Source organism: Comamonas sp. 7D-2 (assembly GCF_022749555.1).
In the GTDB taxonomy this organism is placed as follows: Bacteria; Pseudomonadota; Gammaproteobacteria; order Burkholderiales; family Burkholderiaceae_C; genus Comamonas; species Comamonas thiooxydans.
In genome coordinates, this window is record NZ_CP094238.1 from 4,992,966 (window position 1) to 5,010,212 (window position 17,247).

The following is a 17,247-nucleotide window of genomic DNA, read 5'->3' on the forward strand; positions in this document are numbered from 1 at the left end:
AACCCTTTATTCATTGGCGAAAGCAGCTATTAACTTTGCTATCTTTCGCGGAGCCTAGCGCTCGAGTGCAGCGCGAATCTGCTGCGCATTGGCCCGCATGGCCTGGGGGCCGCTGCTGCCCAGCAAATACCAGAGCTGCGGATCGACGAACACCAGTTGCTGCGCGCGGCCCGCACGCGTGTTCTTGATGATGTCGTTGTTGAACAGCTCACGCGACGGCACGACCGGCTTGCCGTCCTTGTCCTTGGTGCTGCCCGTGCCCGCGTTGCGGTCAATCACGAACAGCCACTCGGGGTCAATCCTGGCGATATCGTCCATCTTCAGCGCAATGCCGCGCGCCTGCGCCGGATCTGCGGGCAAGGCAGGCTTGACGCCCAGCACGTCATGCAGCAGACCGAAGCGCGAACCCGGCGTCTGTCCGCTCATGTTTTTATTGACGGCCAGCACCAGCAGGCCTGGCGCGGCCTTGGCCGCAGCAGCGCGGGTGGCTTCCACGTCGCTGCGCACCTGCTGCATGAGCTGCGCGCCCTGCGCCTGCTTGTCCCACAGGCTGGACAGCGCGGTCACATTGCGCTGCATATCGCCGAGCAAGTCCTTGCCCGAAGTGCTCAGGTCCAGTGTCGGTGCGATACGGCTCAGCGCTTCGTACTTGCTGGCCGAGCGGCCGGCCACCACAATCAGATCAGGGCGGATGCGGCTCAGCGCCTCGTAGTCGGGCTCGAACAGCGAGCCCGCCACCTGGTAACGGGCATCGGCGTAGCCCGTCAGATAGGCGGGGAAATGAACCTTGGGCACTCCCGTCACCGGCAGCTTGAGCGCCTGCATGGTGTCCAGCGAAGCCAGGTCGTAAACCACCACGCGCTGCGGCGCCAAAGGCAGCTCGGTCACGCCCCTGGCATGCTCGACCTGGATGCGGGCGGGCTGGGTCGCAGACGACAGAGCCTGCGGCGTTTGCGCCCAGGCGGTGCCGGCCATCGCCAGCAGTGCCAGGCTGGCGGCGCGACGGCTGATCAGTTGTTGCATGAAGAACCTTGAAAAGCAAAACAGAAGAAAAGTCGGCAGCCCTTGCCGGGCATTGCGGCAACGGCTGCGATGGCGAGGATCAGAACTTGACGTTCATGCCCAGCCAGTAGCGGCGGCCGTCGAGCACGGTGTCGTAATTGACGCCGTCATAGATGACCTGCTTGTCCAGTAGGTTGTAGATGCCCGCGTACAGCGTGACGGTCTTGTTGAGCTTGTAGGAGCCGCCCAGATCCAGCATGGTGTAGCTCTTCTGGGTGAAGCTGCCCGAGGACGCTCCGCCCGTGGGTGCGCTTTCCTTGCCGCGGTAGGATGCCTTGAGCCAGCTGTTGAGCTGGGCCGTGGGGCTCCAGTCCAGCGAGACATTGAACAGATGGCGCGGCAGCTGGTTCAGCGGCTGGCCGGCAAACTCGCCGCTCTTTTGCTCGGACTTGGTGAAGGTGTAGTTGGTCTTCAGGCGCAGCGTCTTGCTCAGCTGAGTTCCCAGCGAAGCCTCCAGGCCACGCGTGATGGCGTTGTCCACATTGATGTTCGTGGTGGGCACGCGGCCCGAGCTGTTGAGCGGGCCGCAGCTGGGGCAGGCCACTCGGGTGATCTTGTCCTCGAACTCGTTGTCGAACACCGTCAGCCCTGCCGTGGTGCCGGCGCCGCTGTCGTAGAGCACGCCGATTTCCTTGGTCAGCGAGGTTTCGGGCTTCAGATCGGGGTTGCCGTAGATATTGCCGCCACGGCTGCTCTGGCCCCAGTCACCCACGGTCTGACGCAGCGACGGCGCACGAAAGCCCGTGGAGACGCCGCCTTTGACCGTCCACTGCGGGGCCAGATTCCACACGCCATACAGGCGCGGGCTGACCTGGCCGCCGGCCTGGCTGTCATGGTCGTAGCGCAGGCCGCCGGTCAGTGCGAAGTCCTTGTGCAGACGCCATTCGTCCTCGGCAAACACGGCCCACTGGCTGCGGTTGATGCTGGTGCGGCTGGCATTGGGCAAGGTGTTGGTGGTGGTGTCGTTCAGGTCCTGCTCGTTGTAGCTCACGCCCGTGGTCAGCAGATGGCTGGCCCCCAGCGGCGCCACCCAGCTGCTGTTGAACACCGTGTTCTTGATGGTCATGTCGCGCGACAGATTGCGCGTCTTCTCCTGCTGCAGATAGGTGTCCGAGGACGCCCAGCCCCAGCGGCCCTTGTGCTGCAGCGAGAAGTTGTCGCGCTCGAACTTGCGGTCGCTGAGTGCGGCCGTGGCCGCCAGCGTCTTGCCCGGCGTCGAGGTGTAGTGCTGCTTGCCCGTGCCCAGCTCGGCAATGATGTCGTGGTCCTTGTTGGGCGTCAGCGCCAGCTTGACGTTGAGCGCGCGATTGTCGTAGTCGTTGTAGCCGTTGAGGATGTTGTCCTCGCCGCGCTTGTTGTAGTTGCCGTAGATGCTCAGGCCCAGCAGATCGGTCTGTATGGGGCCGGACAGATAGAAATTGCTCTGGTAGATATTGCCCGAAGACGAGCGTTCCTGCAGCGTGGCTTCGGTGCGAATGGAGCCCATCCACTCTTTGGCCACCTTGCGCGTGATGATGTTGATCACGCCCCCCATGGCGTCCGAGCCGTAGAGCGAGGACATGGGGCCGCGCACCACCTCGATGCGCTCGATCGCCTCCAGCGGCGGCACCCAGCTCTGGTCGGTGCCGGTGGAGCCGTTGGCCTGGGTTTCGCGGGTATTGGTGCGCTTGCCGTCCACCAGGATCAGGGTGTAGTTCACGCCCATGCCGCGCAGGCTGATGTCGTTGGAATTGTTGTCCGAAGGCACCAGATTCACGCCTGGCACGTCGCGCAGCGCATCATGCAGATTGTTGTAGCTGCCTTTTTCCAGCTCTTCGCGGGTGATGACGGAAATCGATGCCGGCGCATCCTTGATCTCCTGCTCGAAGCCCGAGGCCGTGACCACCACGGTCTCCAGAGATTTCTCCTGCGCCGCCGTCAGCCCGTGGGTCAGCAGGCCTGCTGCAGCCAGCGCCATGCCCAGCACAGGACGCAGCGACCGGCGGGTGGTGAACAGAGGACGGAAAGACGAAGACGCGCAGGCCATGGCCAGGCCTGCAGCAGCGGCTGCATGAATTTGCATGATGAGTTTGGAAGAAGATGCACATCGACCAGACACGGCTGCGCCTCATGGCCAAAGCCACGAACAGCAGGTGCAGGTCAGCGAAACATTCGCGCTGTTGGAGTGATGAAGAAGGCAATCACGATCTGCGCAGAGATCGTCCTGGCTAAACCATGCAGCTGGGCATGGCGGCATGCAGTCATTCAATGTGCATGCCTGGCTGAGTCAAAGATTACCGCAAGGTCTTCTTGTTGCGAATAATTCTCATTGTAACCGCAACCAACAGGTCTTCCAAAGAATTTTTACTGTTAAGTTCTTTGACAAGAACGCTAACCAGCGCCAACTGGCACCGGCTGCGGCTCATAGAGCTTTATCCCAGCCAGGCCAGCAGGCTGCGCCACAGGGCCGCGGCATGCGAGATGAGAAACAGCAGCAAACCGATGGCGCCGCCCACCAGCGTGCCGTTGATGCGTATGTACTGAAGATCCTTGCCGATATGCGCCTCGATCAGCGTGGCCAGTTGCTCGGCATCCCAGCGCTGCACCGTGTCGGCAATATGTCTGGCGATGAACTGCGAGACATCGGGAGCCAGCGTGGTCGCCCAGCGCTTGAGGCGCTCGTTCATGGAGTTGCGCAGCGCCTCATCATGCGCCAGTGCCTGGCCCAGCCAGCGCCCCATCACGGCTGCACGCCGCGCCATGGCCGAGTTTTCGTCGGCCAGATCGCGCTCCAGCTTGGTGCGCCAGCCTGCCCATAGCTCGCGCAGATAGACGGCCAGCTTCTCGTCATGCAGCAGATAGTTGCGCAGTTTTTCTACTCTCTCGGCGTAGACCGGGTCGTTCTGCAGACCGTCGATCAGGCGCTGTATGGAGCTGTCGAAGGCCTCGCGCAGACGGTGGCCGGGGTTCTGGGCCACGTCCTGCAGCAGGCTGTCCAGAGCGCTGGCGATCAGACTGGCGCCCTTGTCGCTGAGCCAGTCCGTAGGCAGCATTTTTTCCTTGATCGGGTGCTCGCGCTTGAGCCAGATCACGATGGTCTGCGCGATCAGCACATGGGTCTGCTCCTGGCGCAGCACGCGGCTGATGCGCGCCAGCACATCGTCGAGCACCTCCTGGTGGCGCCCGCCCGCCGTCAGCCCCGACAGCAGCGATGCCGCCGCGCGCGACAGATCCACATGCTGCATCACGGCCTTGAGCGACTGGGCCAGAAACTTCTCTACCTGCTTGTCCTGCACCATCTCCAGCGCGGCCAGCGCCAGTCGCGCCACCTGCCTGCCCAGCAGCTGGCTGTTGGCGGGAGTCGTCAGCCAGTCGGCCAGCGCCTGGGCGGGGTTGTTGCGCTCGATCAGCGCCACCAGCGAAGGCGCGTCGAGAAACTTGTCGCGCACGAAAGTGGCCAGGTTGCGGCCTATGCGATCCTTGTTGCGCGAGATGATGGCCGTGTGCCGCCCCACCAGCGGCAGCGGAATATGACGAAACAGGGCCGTCACGGCAAACCAGTCGGCCAGCGCCCCGACCATCGCCGCCTCGCAAATGCCGCGCAGACAGACCAGCCATAAAGGCACGGCCTGCCCCTCTATGGCCCAGCGTGAGCCGACCAGCGCAGTGGCAATGAAACCTGCGGCCACCAGCAGCAGCAGAGCCAGCGGCATGCGCTTGGCCTGCTGCAGCGAGCGACGTTGTTCAGACGTGAGCATGCGCTAGAGCATACGGCCTCTCGGCCCGCTCGTCTGCAACCCAGGGCTGCCGCCAGCATAGGACGGGTCAGCCGACCTTGACGTTTGCCGTGAAATCAGCAAGCCGAGGGTCCTGGCTCCAGGGCCACCAGCTTCTCTCAAAGCGCACATCAATGGGCAGGCGGTTGACGCGGTGCTCGGCAGGCAGGGCCTGCAGCGGACGCAGCTTGACCACCACCGCTGCGCTTTGCGACTCCATCGGGCCCACGCGCTCGGCCGGGACACGCTGGGTTTCCGAGAAGACCTCATCGACCTCGGCCGGCACCTTCTGCCCGTCCAGGAAGACCAGCGTGGCCTTCTGGCCCTTGCGCGCGTATCTCAGGTGCTGGGGCGTCAGATAGGCCTGGACCCAGGGCGCCTTGCGCGTCTGCAGCACCATCAGCTCGTCTCCGGCCACCACCCATTCGCCTGCCTTGACGAAGCTGCGCACCACCTGCGAGGGCACGGGCGCCATCAGATCCGCAACCGGCGTGATGTTGCCAGCCTGTGCCAGACCGACAGCCTGACGCGTGGCCGCAGCATCCTTGGCCGCCTGCAGATACAGGGCGCTCTGCTGCTGGCTGGCAACCAGGATTTCGCGCTGGGCGCGGCCAACCTCGGCCTGTGCCTGCAGCATCTGCAGGCGTGCTGCGTCCACTTCCTGGCGCGTGGCCGCGCCCTGGCGGAACAGCTCATCAATCTGCCGCACGCGATCCTGCATCAGAGACATGCGGCCCTGCACGGCCTGCAGACTGGACTGCAAGGCCTTTTGCTGGCCCTGCAGATCCTGGCGCTGCATCGCATAGGTATGGTCCGCGGAACTGGCCACCACGTCGGCAGCCTGCACCGTACCGGCCGCTGGCGTGGGCACCTGCTTTTGCACCACACGCAGCACGCGCTCGCCCTGCTCAGTGGCCTGCCCCTCCGGGGTGACCTGCTCCACCTGGCCCGTGATCGGTGCACGCACCACGACCTGGTCGATGACCACCATGCCGGGCGAAGCGCGCAGCACCGTACTGCTCACGGTTTTGTAGACAAAGTACAAGGGTATCAGCAGCACAATGCCCAGCACCAGATACCAGCGCCAGCGCGGCACCTTGCGCTTGACGTTGTCGTACTTGACGGGAATGCCATTGCTGACTTCCGCCGAAGCCGGCGGAGCATTGAATTGGATCTTCACGGTTGAGCCTCCATATAGTCTTCCCAGGACTGCACGACGACGCCTTTGAAACCGGGCACCGTCCGCAGCGCTTGTGCCACGCCCTGCCAATGAACCAGTGCCTGGCGCCTGCCTATGCGAAACAAGCTCTCTTCCGAGGGCAATTCCTTTTCAATGCTTTGCGCCACGGCCAGGTCCAGCCCCTGAGGCATGGGCGGCAGCTGCTTGATCGCGTTCACCGTGCTCTGCGCATTGGCGCTGTAGATCATGGGCACGACTTCCTTGACACCGGCCTTCTGCAGGGCCTGTAGAAAGCCGGGTTCGCGCAGTTCGCGGTGGTGGGTCGTCAGCGAGACCGGCAGGCGGCTTTGGGCCACCGCCTCCTGCAGGCTGTCGAGCACATTGCGGCCCCAGTCCTTTTGCTGTACCTCGGGCAATTGGCTGCGCTCCAGATCCAGGTGGACCATGCCGAACGGCATGGATTGCACCTTCTGCAGCAGCGCCAGCATGTTGCCGCGCCCCTTGGGCAGCACCCAGGTCGGCTCGCCCAGCAGCAGCTCCAGCCGGATGCCGCGCTGGCGCGCACGCTGCGCCAGCTGCTCCAGTCCCTGGCGAGCCTGCTCGTCGGCCGCCAGGCGCTGCAACTGCTCTTCGGTGAACGACACCAGAAGGCGCTGCGTGCCTTGCGGCAGTTGGTCGATGCGGGCCGGCTGCTGCACCCATTGCCAGCCTTTCCATGCATACCAGCCGGTTCCCGCAGGTGCGGCTGCTGCAGCGGCTGCAGCGGCTGCAGCGGGTTTGGCAACGCCCGCTTCCTCGCTGAGCCTGGTCTGCTGCGCCACTGCTACCAGTCCGTCAGCACCCACTGCGGAAGCTGCGGCACCAGTACGCTGCAGCACCGCAGCCTGCAGCGGGTCGTCGCTACGCACCTGCAAGCTGCAACCACGCGTGTAATACAGCATGTCCATGGCCGCCAGATCCTCTTCTTCGGCGGCGCTGATATAGCGCACCGCCGCCTCGTAGCGGCCGTTGTCTGCCTTGATGGTCTGCACCATGCCGTCACCGCCGAGGCTGGGCGCGCGCAGTTGCGCCACACGCAGCCCTTCGGTGGCCGCTGCATAGCGCTGGGCCCTGCTCTTGAGTTCGCCCTGGCTCAACCTGTACTGCTCCAGCACGGTCTGCTGCTCCAGCTGCAGCTTGCCCTGGGTCTGCGCGTATTGCTCGGCCGCCTCGTCATACTGGCCCTGCAGTTTGGCCGCCATCGCATCCTTCTGACTGCGCCATTGCAGGGGGATGGACACATCCACCGCCACGGCCGTCGCATGACCGGGGCTGCCGCCGAAATCCTTGCTCAGGCTCTGGCTCAGTTGCACGCCGCCCGTCACTCCGCCATAGCGCGTGTGCCGGGCCTGCTCCCGCAATCCTTCCATCGCATAGCGTGCAGATTCCAGCGCGGGATGCGTGTTGAGCGCATCCTGCAGCATGGCCGGATTCATGCAGGTCTGCGGCAGGGCCAGAGCCGGCACCGACTGGGCGCGCAGACGGCGGCCGGTCAAAAAGCCCATTTGCTGCAAGGCTGCGCGCTGCACTTCCTTCTCCTTGGCCACGCGGTTCTGCGTGGCTTCGTAGTAGCCCTGCAGGTCCAGCCCTTCAGAGCGCAGCATGTGGCCGCCAGCCACGCGCTCCTGCAGCCTGCCCTCGATCTGGGAGCGCGTGGACAGATAGGCCCGCGCTACCTGCTCGCGCTGCTGGCTGCGCAGATAGCGCACATACAGCCGTCCCAGCTCCGTCACGGCCTGGGCCTGCAGAAGCTGAGTCTGCGCGGTACTGCTCAGTTGCTCGGTCCTGGCCTCCTGCACATTGCGCCGGCGTGCTTCCTCGGCGCCCAGAAAACTCCAGCGCAGACCAGCCTGCCCCGACAGGCGGCTGTAGTTGCGGTTCAGGGTATCCGTCACCGGCTCCTTGGCGCGTGCCAGGCCGGCAGCCGCGATAAGCCGTGCACCGTTGTCCGACTCGACCAGCTTGAGGTTGCTGCCGGCCACATGCTCCTTGAGGCGCGCCAGCCGCACGGCTGGCCCCTGCTCCGCGCTCCAGGCCTGCAGGTCGGCCCAGCTCCAGGGCTGGCCCGTGTCGGCGGAAGCGACAGGAGCACGCGCCTCAGACGCTGCGGATACGGCAGTGGCAGTCTGCGCGCTCGCGCTTGTTCCCAGCATGGAAGCCAGCAGGCTGACGCCTATCAGGCCGCTCAGGGCACGGACGCGGTGCGGCCCACCCGGCAGGTAGTGAAGGGAAAATGGTTTCATGCGTTGGTTTTTAGAATTTGTTCTTGCGCAGCACCCAATTGGGCGCCATGGACGAGTCCAGGTGCGAATGGGTCAGCGCTTCCACCAGGATGGCGTAGCCGCTGTGCACCCGGGTCACGAAGGCAAAGAGAGGAAACAGCGGCAGGTACGGCAGATAGGACAGGTCCAGCCGGATGCGCTCCGACACCGTGGCCAGATAGACCAGGTAGTAGGCCAATAGCAACAGCAGATAGCCCAGGTAGACGAAAGCCAGCGTGCCCAGCACGATGCCCAGCGGCTGGATGAACAGCAGCATTGCCAGCGATCCCACGATCAGATAGGGCAGCACCAGCTGCATGAGTAGGCCGTTGATAAGGGTGAAAAGGAAGTTCGGCCACCCCAGCAACGAAGGCCGCAGGTTGAAACGGTACTTGCGCACGAACAGGTAGTACATGTCCCCGTCCCAGCGCAAGCGCTGCTTGAAGAACACGCGCCAGGATTCCGGTGCGTCGGTATGCCCCATGGCATGCGGCTCGAACTTGATGCGCATGCCGCTGTAGCGGCCGAAGTACTGCTTGATGCGCAGCGTCATGTCCAGGTCCTCCGCCGTCCCCGCGTCCCAACCGCCAAGGTGCCGGACCAGCGAAGTCCGGAACACTCCAAAGGCACCCGAGATGTTGTTGACGATGTTGAACTCGGACAGGCCCGTTTTGCCACCGCTGATGGAGAGCATGTATTCCAGCCCCTGCATCTTGGTCACCAGGTTTCTGCCCTGGTTGCGCACACGCAGATTGCCCGCAACCCCCGCCACCAGTGGATCGTCGAAGTGGCGTGTGGCGTTCTCCACCATGTCGTTGTCGAACGAGGTATCGCCGTCCAGTGCCATCACCACGTCGCCCGTGGCCAGCGTCAGCCCCGCATTCAGCGAAGACACCCGGCCGCCGCGCTGCCACTTGGGCAGCACGGTGACTTCGCGCCCCTCGGTACCTTCCCAGCGTTTGGCCTCGGACAGTGCCGCATGCAGCGTGTCGCTGTTCTTGATAGCTCCATCGATGATCGGAATGATCTGGATGCGCCCCGCATAGCGCTGATTCACCAAGGAGCTGATGGTCTTGCGCACATCATCGCCTTCGGAATAACAGGTGATCAGGCAGGACACGGACGGGTACTGCAGGCGCCGGACCGGAACACGCCAATGGCGCAACCCGTAGCGCAGCATCCCGCCGACGACCAGCACATAGAACGGCAGCTCCAGCAGGACGATGAACGGGAACAGGTTGAATGCCTGATCCCATGCGCCCCGCGTGCTGAGGCTGTGCGCCAGCAGCAAGAAAGATTCCACAAACTGCTCCCGCATGGTCAAGCCTCTTGCAGCGTGTCGGCCTGCATCTTCCGCATCAGATTGCTCGCGGACGGTGCTTCGCTGCCGTCGTTCATGGCCTTGACTTCCATGCTGCGCAGGTGCACCGACAGGGCCAGGCGCTTGGCTTCACCCTCTTCCTCGGCCAGCTTTTCCATGGTTTTCTCGATGCGGCTTTGCAGGCCCTGCGGCATCGTGTATGGCAGGATCACCCACAGGCTGTGCTCATCCACGCGGGTAATCAGGTCGGACTCGCGCAGCTGGGCGTTCAGGCGCACGGCGAGTTCGTCCAGCAGCTCGGTGATCTGCCAGGGGCTGAGTTGCTGCGCCGGTAGCCCCTTGTGCTCGAGCTCCATGCGCATCAGGTGGAAGCTGAACTGCGGGTTTCGCGCCTGGATGTCGCTGGCCCAGCCCAACATGCGCTTGAAGCCCTGCGGGTCCACATAGTTGCGCGCCTTCAGCGGCGGGTAGGCCTCGCCCACTCCGCCATTGCGCACAGCCTGACGCCCACTGGCGCTCAGCATCAGCGTGGCGACTTCACGCACCTCCAGCTCGTCGGGCGTGCTCGTGCGCGCACAGTCCAGGCAGCGCGCCTGGACCATGGAATCGACCGATGAGCGCTGGCAGCTGCGGCAGTGGTACTGGGCCAGCGGCTTGTCGTAGTCCACGCCGATGTGACGCAAATGCACATGGCATTTGGGGCAGTCCAGCGCACCGCCTTCAACGAACTGCGATTCGGCGCCGACATGGCCGCAGGCAAAGCAGTGCAGCATTGACTCGCGTCGGATGTCCAGGCTCTGGCAATGCGGGCATACGTCCACGAAATGGATGTGCGCCGAGCCGCAACCCGAGCACAGCCGGGTGCGGTCCACCAGCCCCTCGGAGCGCAGCAGCCCGCGGCGGCGCAGCTCCTCCAGCGCCTGGGACACGCTCTCCTGTGCGCAGGCCAGTTGCTCCGCGACCGGATAGCGGTAGAGCTGGTCGCTGTCGCGGTCGAGTAGCGGCCGAAAGCCCGTCTGCGGCCCGCGTTCGTAGAGGAAGTACAGCAGACGCTCCTCCAGCCCCAACACATCGCCAGGATCGGGAAGCATCTGGCGGCGCAAGGCCATGCCCTCGGTGATTTCGTGTGCCCGCTCCACGCTGCACAGCGCATCCACGTACGGCTGCGCGTCGCGCAGCGCCGGTTCCGCAAAGACCGGCAGGCTCCACCAGTCGCTCTGGCGGGTGCGATTGAGCCATTTGCGCCAGACCTGGTGCGGCACGGCACGCAGATAAATGCCCTGCGGCTGTACACCGGAGTGCATCAGCGCATCCAGATCCTGATAGGAGACAGATCGCTCTGACTCAGGGACGGCTGTGGTGAGTGGCCCCAGAAAAACCAAGCCTGCCTTGGTGCGGATGGCTGTATCCATCAGACTCTCCTTTGTTGCGCGCGCCGGGCTGCACAAGCTCGGGGCGCTGTTTCGGAGAGCTCATTTTTCGGTTTGGAAGTGAAGCTTCGACTACCGTTTTCATAGCTTTTAAACTTTGAAAACCAAGTTGCCTTTGGCAAACAAACAGGCTGTACAGCCGTTACGCTACATCCACATACAGAGTTGGACATTCACGCTGTTCCTGCCTTATCAATTCGGGTTTTCATCAACCCGAACTTCCCTTGGGCCTCTCGGGGTGACAACGCAAACCGACACAAAAAGTCACCGTCGACACACATGAGCAGCGACTCAGCGGAAACTGCATGCAGACATGTAAAACCGAACCGGCCATCTGGCGCACGCACAGGTAACATTTGCGGCAGTCAATAACCCCAGGAATTGCCAAAAGTAGTCCAACAGCTTGTTTTCACGAAGGAAGAAAAGCAGGGACTCATGGCATGAGCTCACCGGACTAGCCAGCAAAGCAGAGGACAATAGGCGTTTTTGGATCCGCACGATATGACCGACATACAACGCCCCGAACTGCCCGATCACCTGTCCATCGACCCTCGCAGCCCTCACCATGTGGCCGCCGTGTTCGAGCACGACATCGGCATCCGCTTCAACGGCAAGGACCGCTTTGACGTCGAGGAATACTGCGTGAGCGAGGGCTGGGTCAAGGTGCCCGCCGGCAAGACCCTGGACCGCAAGGGCAAGCCCCTGTTGATCAAGATCAAGGGTACGGTCGAGGCGTATTACCGCTAAACCCAGTCCCCGTGGCCGCACAACGCCTGAACAAGCGCCAGCTCAAGCGTGAGCTGAATGCCGTGCGGCCATACTCTCGCAGCCAGATCGCCGATGGACAAAGGCAAGAGGCCGGGCTGCGACACAGAATCACGGAGGGCGAGCTGGGATGGTTGATGCCAGGGCTTCCGCTGCCTTGGCAAACCTGGGTGCAGCAGGTGCTGCGACCCGAAGCCATCGCTGTACAGCCCGCGCTTTGCAGCAGCTTCGTTTTAGGGATGGACATACCGCTGCTGCAACGCTTTGCCGCAGAAGTGCCAGAGTCCAACAGACTCTATGTACACAGCCTGAGCGATGCTCAAGCGCTGGTCTTCGGCGATGCAGGGCACTGCGTCAAGGCCACCCTGCAGCAGGGGCAAATCAGCGACTGGCAAACCAGTCCCGCGGAAGCCTCCGAGTCTGAAACACGATTGCGCACAGCAGACGCCACGGCTTTGCATGCTGCATGGCAGTGCTTTGCTCAAGAGATGGATTGCCCCGCCAACCTGAGCCAGTTCCGCGCACAAGTGTTTGATGCTGGTCTGCAGAGCCAGCGTCTGGTCTGCATTTCACCCATCACGCTGGATTGGATGGATCACTACGCCAACATCCACGCCGACTGCCGCTGGTTCAATGGTGTCAGCCGCATCCTGGATGGCAGGGAAATCATTCACACCATAGTGCATGGAAGAGACTGAAGACTTGAGTTCAAGCCTTTTCAGCCTCTACCCCTTTCACACCAAGCGCATAAAGCTATTTATTCAATAGCATTCAGCTCGCTCAAGCCAGCGCTTCCGCAGGACCGAAGAACTCATAGTGCACCTGGGCCTCGGGCACGCCCAGCTCGCGCAGCGACTGCTTGACGCTGCGCATGAAGCCGCGCGGGCCCAGGAAGTAGACATCGGCATCGCGTGACTCAGGCAGCCACTGGGCCAGTCGGTCGGTGCTCAGCAGGCCCTGGGCATCGACCTCGTCGCCCGCGTCCGCCTGGTCGTAGCAATAGCGGCGTGTGAGCTGCTCGTGGCTGTTAGCCAGCGCATCGATCTTCTCGCGGAAGGCATGCACGCCGCGATCACGCGCGCAGTGGATGAAGGTGATCTCGCGCCCCGTGGGCAGCGCGGCCTGCAGCATGGGCAGCGTGGGCGTGATGCCCACACCGCCGCTGATCAGCACCAGGGGCTTGGCATTGGCCTGCAAGGTGAAATGGCCGGCAGGCGGGAACAGCTCCAGCGTATCGCCCACGTGCAGCTGGTCGTGCAAATGGTTGGAGACCTTGCCGCCGGCCTCGCGCTTGACGCTGATGCGATAGCTCTTGCCGTTGGCAGGCGCCGACAGCGAGTAGTTGCGGCGCTGCTCCAGGCCGTCGACTACCACGCGCAGGCCGATGTACTGGCCTGGCTGATGGGCAATCACCGCGCCGCCGTCCACGGGTTCCAGATAGAAGGACGTGATCTCGGCGCTTTCGGCCTCTTTGCGCACCAGCTTGAAGGCACGCGCACCACGCCAGCCGCCTTCGGCTGCCGCAGTCTGCTCGTACACCGCGCGCTCCGCACCGATCAGGATATCGGCCAGCTGCTGATAGGCGGCGGCCCAGGCGGCGATCACCTCATCCGTGGCGATCTCTGCCCCCAGCACCTCGCGAATGGCGCGCAGCAGGCAGGCACCGACGATGGGGTAATGCTCGGCCTGTACCTGCAGCGCCACATGCTTGTTGATGATTTGCGCAGGCAGATTGCCCAGGTTTTCCAGTCGGTCGATGTTCTTGGCATACATCAGCACGCTATGTGCCAATGCTCGCGGCTGAGCACCGCTTTGCTGGTGCGCCTGGTTGAACAGCGGGCGCACCTCGGGATACTCACCCAGCATGGTCTGGTAGAAATGCGTGATCAGGGCCTCGCCGCCGGTTTCCAGCAGCGGTACGGTGGCCTTGACGATCTCGCGTTGACGTTCGGTAAGCATGCAAATCTCCTGGTTGCTGCCTTGCCAGCTGCAAGGCTTGAGCGGATAAATGCAAACGGCGTGCCAGCAACAAGACCATTGCAGAACAATGGCTTGCAAAAACATGCGTCAATATGACATCCATCAATTGCTGTCTCATTGACACCATCAGATGTCGTTATGACAACATCTCACATTCTTAACGCCGTCAGCCCGCTGATCGCCGATCTGGCCCAGGACCTGTCCGAGCGCGAACGTCTGCGCCGTCTGCTGGCCGCACTGCGCAACCTGTTGCCCGCCGATGCCGTAGCCCTGCTGAAGCTCGAAGGCGAATGGCTGCGCCCCATGGCAATCGACGGCCTGATGCCGGACACGCTGGGCCGGCGCTTTCGCCTGGGCGAGCATCCGCGCTTTGCCCAGTTGCTGGCGGCCGGCCAGGCCATGCGCTTTGAACCCGACAGTCCCCTGCCCGATCCCTATGACGGGCTGGTGGCGCACAAAGGCCAGGCCATCAGCGAGCTGCATGTGCATGACTGCATGGGCTGCGTGCTGCAGCTGGGCGGCCTGCCCTGGGGTCTGCTGACGCTGGACGCACTGGAGCCGGGCCGGTTCGCCGACCCCGCGGCGCTGGCCATGCTGCAGGCCTTCAGCAATCTGGCCGCAGCCACCGTGGCCACGGCCGAGCGCGTGCACCTGCTGTCCCAGCTCGCGCGCGGCGCCACCGGCTCGGCCAGTCCCGCCGCGCCGCAGGAGCGCGGACTGCAGGGCGCAAGCCCCGTCATGCGCCAGCTGCAGAAAGACATTGCCCTGGTCGCAGCCAGCGATCTTTGCGTGCTCGTCACCGGCGAAACCGGCACCGGCAAGGAGCTGGTGGCCCAGGCCGTGCATGCGCAGTCGGGCCGTGCCGACAAGCCCATGATCAGCATCAACTGCGCGGCCCTGCCCGACAACCTGGTCGAGAGCGAGCTGTTCGGCCATGTGCGCGGGGCCTTCACGGGAGCACTGAGCGAGCGCAGTGGCAAGTTCGAACAGGCACATCAGGGCACGCTGTTCCTGGACGAGGTCGGCGAACTGTCGCTGCCCGTGCAGGCCAAGCTGCTGCGCGTGCTGCAAAGCGGCCAGCTGCAGCGCCTGGGCTCGGACCGGGAGCACCATGTGGATGTGCGCGTGATCGCCGCCACCAACCGTGACCTGGCTGCGGAAGTCCACGCCGGGCGCATGCGCGCGGACTTCTATCACCGCCTCAATGTCTATCCGCTCGCCGTGCCGCCGCTGCGAGAGCGCGACAGCGACGTGCTGCAGTTGGCGGGCTATTTCCTCGAGGAGAACCGCTCCAGGCTCAGGCTGGGCGGCCTGCGCCTGGATGCGGCCGCACAGGCGGCCTTGCTCAATCGCAGCTGGCCCGGCAATGTGCGCGAGCTCGAGCACTGCATCAGCCGCGCCGTGCTCAGGGCCCTGAGCCGCAATGACGGCAGCGCCAGCCGCGCGGGAACCAGGCTGCGCATCGTGACCCTGGGACTTGCCGATCTCTGGGAGCGGGCCGAGGCGCCTGCCGCCGCACAGGCTACAGCCCCCATGGACCCGGCCACACCGGCGGCTGCGCCCGAGGTCGGTCTGCGCGCCGCCGTCAGCGCCTATGAACGCCAGCTGGTCAGCTCCAGCCTGGCCCGTCACCGGGGCAGCTGGGCCGCCGCAGCGCGCGAGCTGCAGCTCGATCGAGCCAATCTGCAGCGCCTGGCCAAGCGGCTTGAGATCGACAGGCCTTGATCAGCGGCCCTGGATGCCCAGCAGCTCCACATCGAAGTTCAGCGTGGCATTGGGGGGAACGGCACGGCCTGCACCACGGCTGCCATAGGCTATGCCGGGAGGGCATGTCAGCTTGGCCTTGCCGCCCACTTTCATCTTCTGCACGCCCTCGGTCCAGCAGGGAATCACGCCAGTGAGCGGGAACTCGATGGGCTGCTTGCGTGCATAGGAGCTGTCGAACTCCTTGCCGGTATCGGGAAAGTAGCCGCGGTAGTGCACCTTGACGGTGTCCGTCGCCTTGGGACTGGGCCCGCTGCCTTCGACCTGGCTTTCATAGATCAGCCCGCTGGCGGTGGTGACTGGCGCAGCATGAACCACTGCGCCAGCGCCCAGAGCAAATACAAACCCGATCACGGAGACTGCTTTTTTCATATCGGATGCGCTGAATAAACAAAACCCGACTTTATTACGAAGTCGGGTCGAAAAGATGTCATGGCAGCCATGCTGCCGGCTGCATTGACTCAGGTCCGGGCAATGCCGATATCGTCCAGTGCCTTGGACAGATGCGCCACGGAGCGATCCGAGTCATGCCATTTGTCCAGGCCGAACAGGCCGATGCGGAAGGTTTTGAAGTCCGGGCCTTCATCGCATTGCAGCGGAACGCCCGAGGCGGTCTGCAAGCCCACCTTGAGGAAGGCACGGCCGCTCTGGATTTCCGCGTCAGTGGTGTAGCTCACGACCACGCCAGGCGCCTTGTAGCCCTCGGCCGCGACGCTGGGGAAGCCGCGCGATTGCAGCAGCTCACGCACCTTGCGACCCAGTTCCATCTGTTCTTCGCGCACCTTGGCAAAGCCGTATTTGCGCGTCTCCAGCATCACGTCGCGCAAGCGCAGCAGCGCGTCCGTGGGCATGGTGGTGTGATAGGCGTGCTGGCCTTTTTCGTAGCCCTCGGCAATCTGCATCCACTTCTTCAGGTCGCAGGAGAAGCTGGAGCTCTGCGTGTGCTCTATGGCCTCGCGGGCGCGCGCCGAGAGCATGACCATGGCGCAGCAAGGCGAGCTGCTCCAGCCCTTTTGCGGCGCCGAGATCAGCACGTCCACGCCGGTTTTTTCCATATCGACCCACATGGCGCCGGATGCCACGCAGTCCAGCACGAATAGCGCGCCAACCTCGTGCGCGGCATCGGCGACGGTACGCAGGTATTCATCGGGCAGCATGATGCCGCTGGCCGTCTCCACATGCGGGGCAAACACCACTTTGGGACGCTCCACGCGAATGGTCTCGGCCACATCGGCGGCCGGGCATGGCGCCCAGGGGTCCTGGCTGCCCTCGCCCTGCTTGCGCGCCTTGCAGACCACGGAGCCGCCACCCAGGCCCGCATCGGCATCGAAGATCTGCGTCCAGCGATAGCTGAACCAGCCGTTGCGCACGATCAGCACCCGCTCGCGATTGGCGAACTGGCGCGCCACGGCTTCCATGCCGAAAGTGCCGCTGCCGGGAATCAGCACGGCCGTGTTGGCGTGATAGACGTCCTTGAGCATGCCCAGGATGTCCTGCATCACACCCACGAACTTCTTGGACATGTGGTTGAGCGCTCTATCGGTGTAGACCACCGAGAATTCGAGCAGGCCATCGGGATCGATATCGGGCAGAAGTCCGGGCATGGGATATCTCCAATCGCAAATACTGGGCAGTCAAAAACACCCCGGAGCAGACGTTGGGCCGCCGGGGCGCTGGTGCAAGACATTCA

The 17,247-nt window shown here is 63.7% G+C and carries 13 protein-coding genes; 3 read left to right on the plus strand and 10 right to left on the minus strand.

Features of this window, described 5'->3' with window-relative positions:
* Positions 1 to 54: 54 nt before the first annotated feature.
* From MPZ60_RS22930 to MPZ60_RS22960, 7 genes are all read right to left on the minus strand, one after another.
* Positions 55 to 1,023 carry a siderophore ABC transporter substrate-binding protein gene (locus MPZ60_RS22930; protein ID WP_034354944.1) on the minus strand — a complete coding sequence of 323 codons (969 nt, stop codon included), beginning with the start codon at positions 1,021 to 1,023 and terminating at the stop codon, positions 55 to 57.
* A gap of 79 nt (positions 1,024 to 1,102) precedes the next feature.
* Positions 1,103 to 3,124: a ligand-gated channel protein gene (locus MPZ60_RS22935; protein ID WP_034354947.1), complete on the minus strand. Its 2,022-nt coding sequence runs from the start codon at positions 3,122 to 3,124 to the stop codon at positions 1,103 to 1,105.
* A gap of 349 nt (positions 3,125 to 3,473) precedes the next feature.
* Complete coding sequence (locus MPZ60_RS22940) at positions 3,474 to 4,799, minus strand: DUF445 domain-containing protein (RefSeq protein WP_034354950.1); 1,326 nt, start codon at positions 4,797 to 4,799, stop codon at positions 3,474 to 3,476.
* A gap of 67 nt (positions 4,800 to 4,866) precedes the next feature.
* Positions 4,867 to 5,997, minus strand: a complete 1,131-nt coding sequence (locus tag MPZ60_RS22945; RefSeq protein ID WP_034354954.1) for an HlyD family secretion protein — start codon at positions 5,995 to 5,997, stop codon at positions 4,867 to 4,869.
* Entirely contained in the window at positions 5,994 to 8,279 is a 2,286-nt protein-coding gene (locus tag MPZ60_RS22950) for a TolC family protein (protein ID WP_034354957.1), read from the minus strand. Before MPZ60_RS22950 ends, MPZ60_RS22945 begins: the two co-directional genes overlap by 4 nt.
* 10 nt (positions 8,280 to 8,289) lie before the next feature.
* Entirely contained in the window at positions 8,290 to 9,600 is a 1,311-nt protein-coding gene (locus tag MPZ60_RS22955) for a glycosyltransferase (protein ID WP_242607069.1), read from the minus strand.
* A gap of 17 nt (positions 9,601 to 9,617) precedes the next feature.
* Positions 9,618 to 11,030, minus strand: a complete 1,413-nt coding sequence (locus MPZ60_RS22960; protein ID WP_034354963.1) for a hypothetical protein — start codon at positions 11,028 to 11,030, stop codon at positions 9,618 to 9,620.
* Between the two features lie 519 nt (positions 11,031 to 11,549).
* Here MPZ60_RS22960 and MPZ60_RS22965 point away from each other — a divergent pair.
* Positions 11,550 to 11,795, plus strand: a complete 246-nt coding sequence (locus MPZ60_RS22965) for a DUF3297 family protein (RefSeq protein WP_034354964.1) — start codon at positions 11,550 to 11,552, stop codon at positions 11,793 to 11,795.
* A gap of 11 nt (positions 11,796 to 11,806) precedes the next feature.
* Positions 11,807 to 12,511: a hypothetical protein gene (locus MPZ60_RS22970; protein WP_034354966.1), complete on the plus strand. Its 705-nt coding sequence runs from the start codon at positions 11,807 to 11,809 to the stop codon at positions 12,509 to 12,511.
* A gap of 82 nt (positions 12,512 to 12,593) precedes the next feature.
* Here the strand turns inward: MPZ60_RS22970 and hmpA are convergent, their stop codons facing one another.
* Positions 12,594 to 13,772: an NO-inducible flavohemoprotein gene (hmpA, locus tag MPZ60_RS22975; protein WP_003068487.1), complete on the minus strand. Its 1,179-nt coding sequence runs from the start codon at positions 13,770 to 13,772 to the stop codon at positions 12,594 to 12,596.
* 159 nt (positions 13,773 to 13,931) lie between these two features.
* Between hmpA and norR the strand changes: the two genes are divergently transcribed.
* Positions 13,932 to 15,518, plus strand: a complete 1,587-nt coding sequence (norR, locus tag MPZ60_RS22980) for a nitric oxide reductase transcriptional regulator NorR (RefSeq protein ID WP_034354968.1) — start codon at positions 13,932 to 13,934, stop codon at positions 15,516 to 15,518.
* Here the strand turns inward: norR and MPZ60_RS22985 are convergent, their stop codons facing one another.
* Both MPZ60_RS22985 and MPZ60_RS22990 read right to left on the minus strand, forming a co-directional pair.
* Entirely contained in the window at positions 15,519 to 15,929 is a 411-nt protein-coding gene (locus MPZ60_RS22985; protein WP_034354972.1) for an FKBP-type peptidyl-prolyl cis-trans isomerase, read from the minus strand.
* Positions 15,930 to 16,018: 89 nt separating this feature from the next.
* Positions 16,019 to 17,161 carry an aminotransferase class V-fold PLP-dependent enzyme gene (locus tag MPZ60_RS22990; protein ID WP_034354975.1) on the minus strand — a complete coding sequence of 381 codons (1,143 nt, stop codon included), beginning with the start codon at positions 17,159 to 17,161 and terminating at the stop codon, positions 16,019 to 16,021.
* Positions 17,162 to 17,247 lie beyond the last annotated feature (86 nt).

Coding starts and splice junctions, on each gene's coding strand:
- MPZ60_RS22965 (WP_034354964.1), top strand. CDS start 11,550: ATGACCGACATACAACGCCCCGAACTGCCCGATCACCTGTCCATCGAC.
- MPZ60_RS22930 (WP_034354944.1), bottom strand. CDS start 1,023: ATGCAACAACTGATCAGCCGTCGCGCCGCCAGCCTGGCACTGCTGGCG.
- hmpA (WP_003068487.1), bottom strand. CDS start 13,772: ATGCTTACCGAACGTCAACGCGAGATCGTCAAGGCCACCGTACCGCTG.
- norR (WP_034354968.1), top strand. CDS start 13,932: ATGACAACATCTCACATTCTTAACGCCGTCAGCCCGCTGATCGCCGAT.
- MPZ60_RS22935 (WP_034354947.1), bottom strand. CDS start 3,124: ATGCAAATTCATGCAGCCGCTGCTGCAGGCCTGGCCATGGCCTGCGCG.
- MPZ60_RS22960 (WP_034354963.1), bottom strand. CDS start 11,030: ATGGATACAGCCATCCGCACCAAGGCAGGCTTGGTTTTTCTGGGGCCA.
- MPZ60_RS22990 (WP_034354975.1), bottom strand. CDS start 17,161: ATGCCCGGACTTCTGCCCGATATCGATCCCGATGGCCTGCTCGAATTC.
- MPZ60_RS22950 (WP_034354957.1), bottom strand. CDS start 8,279: ATGAAACCATTTTCCCTTCACTACCTGCCGGGTGGGCCGCACCGCGTC.
- MPZ60_RS22940 (WP_034354950.1), bottom strand. CDS start 4,799: ATGCTCACGTCTGAACAACGTCGCTCGCTGCAGCAGGCCAAGCGCATG.
- MPZ60_RS22985 (WP_034354972.1), bottom strand. CDS start 15,929: ATGAAAAAAGCAGTCTCCGTGATCGGGTTTGTATTTGCTCTGGGCGCT.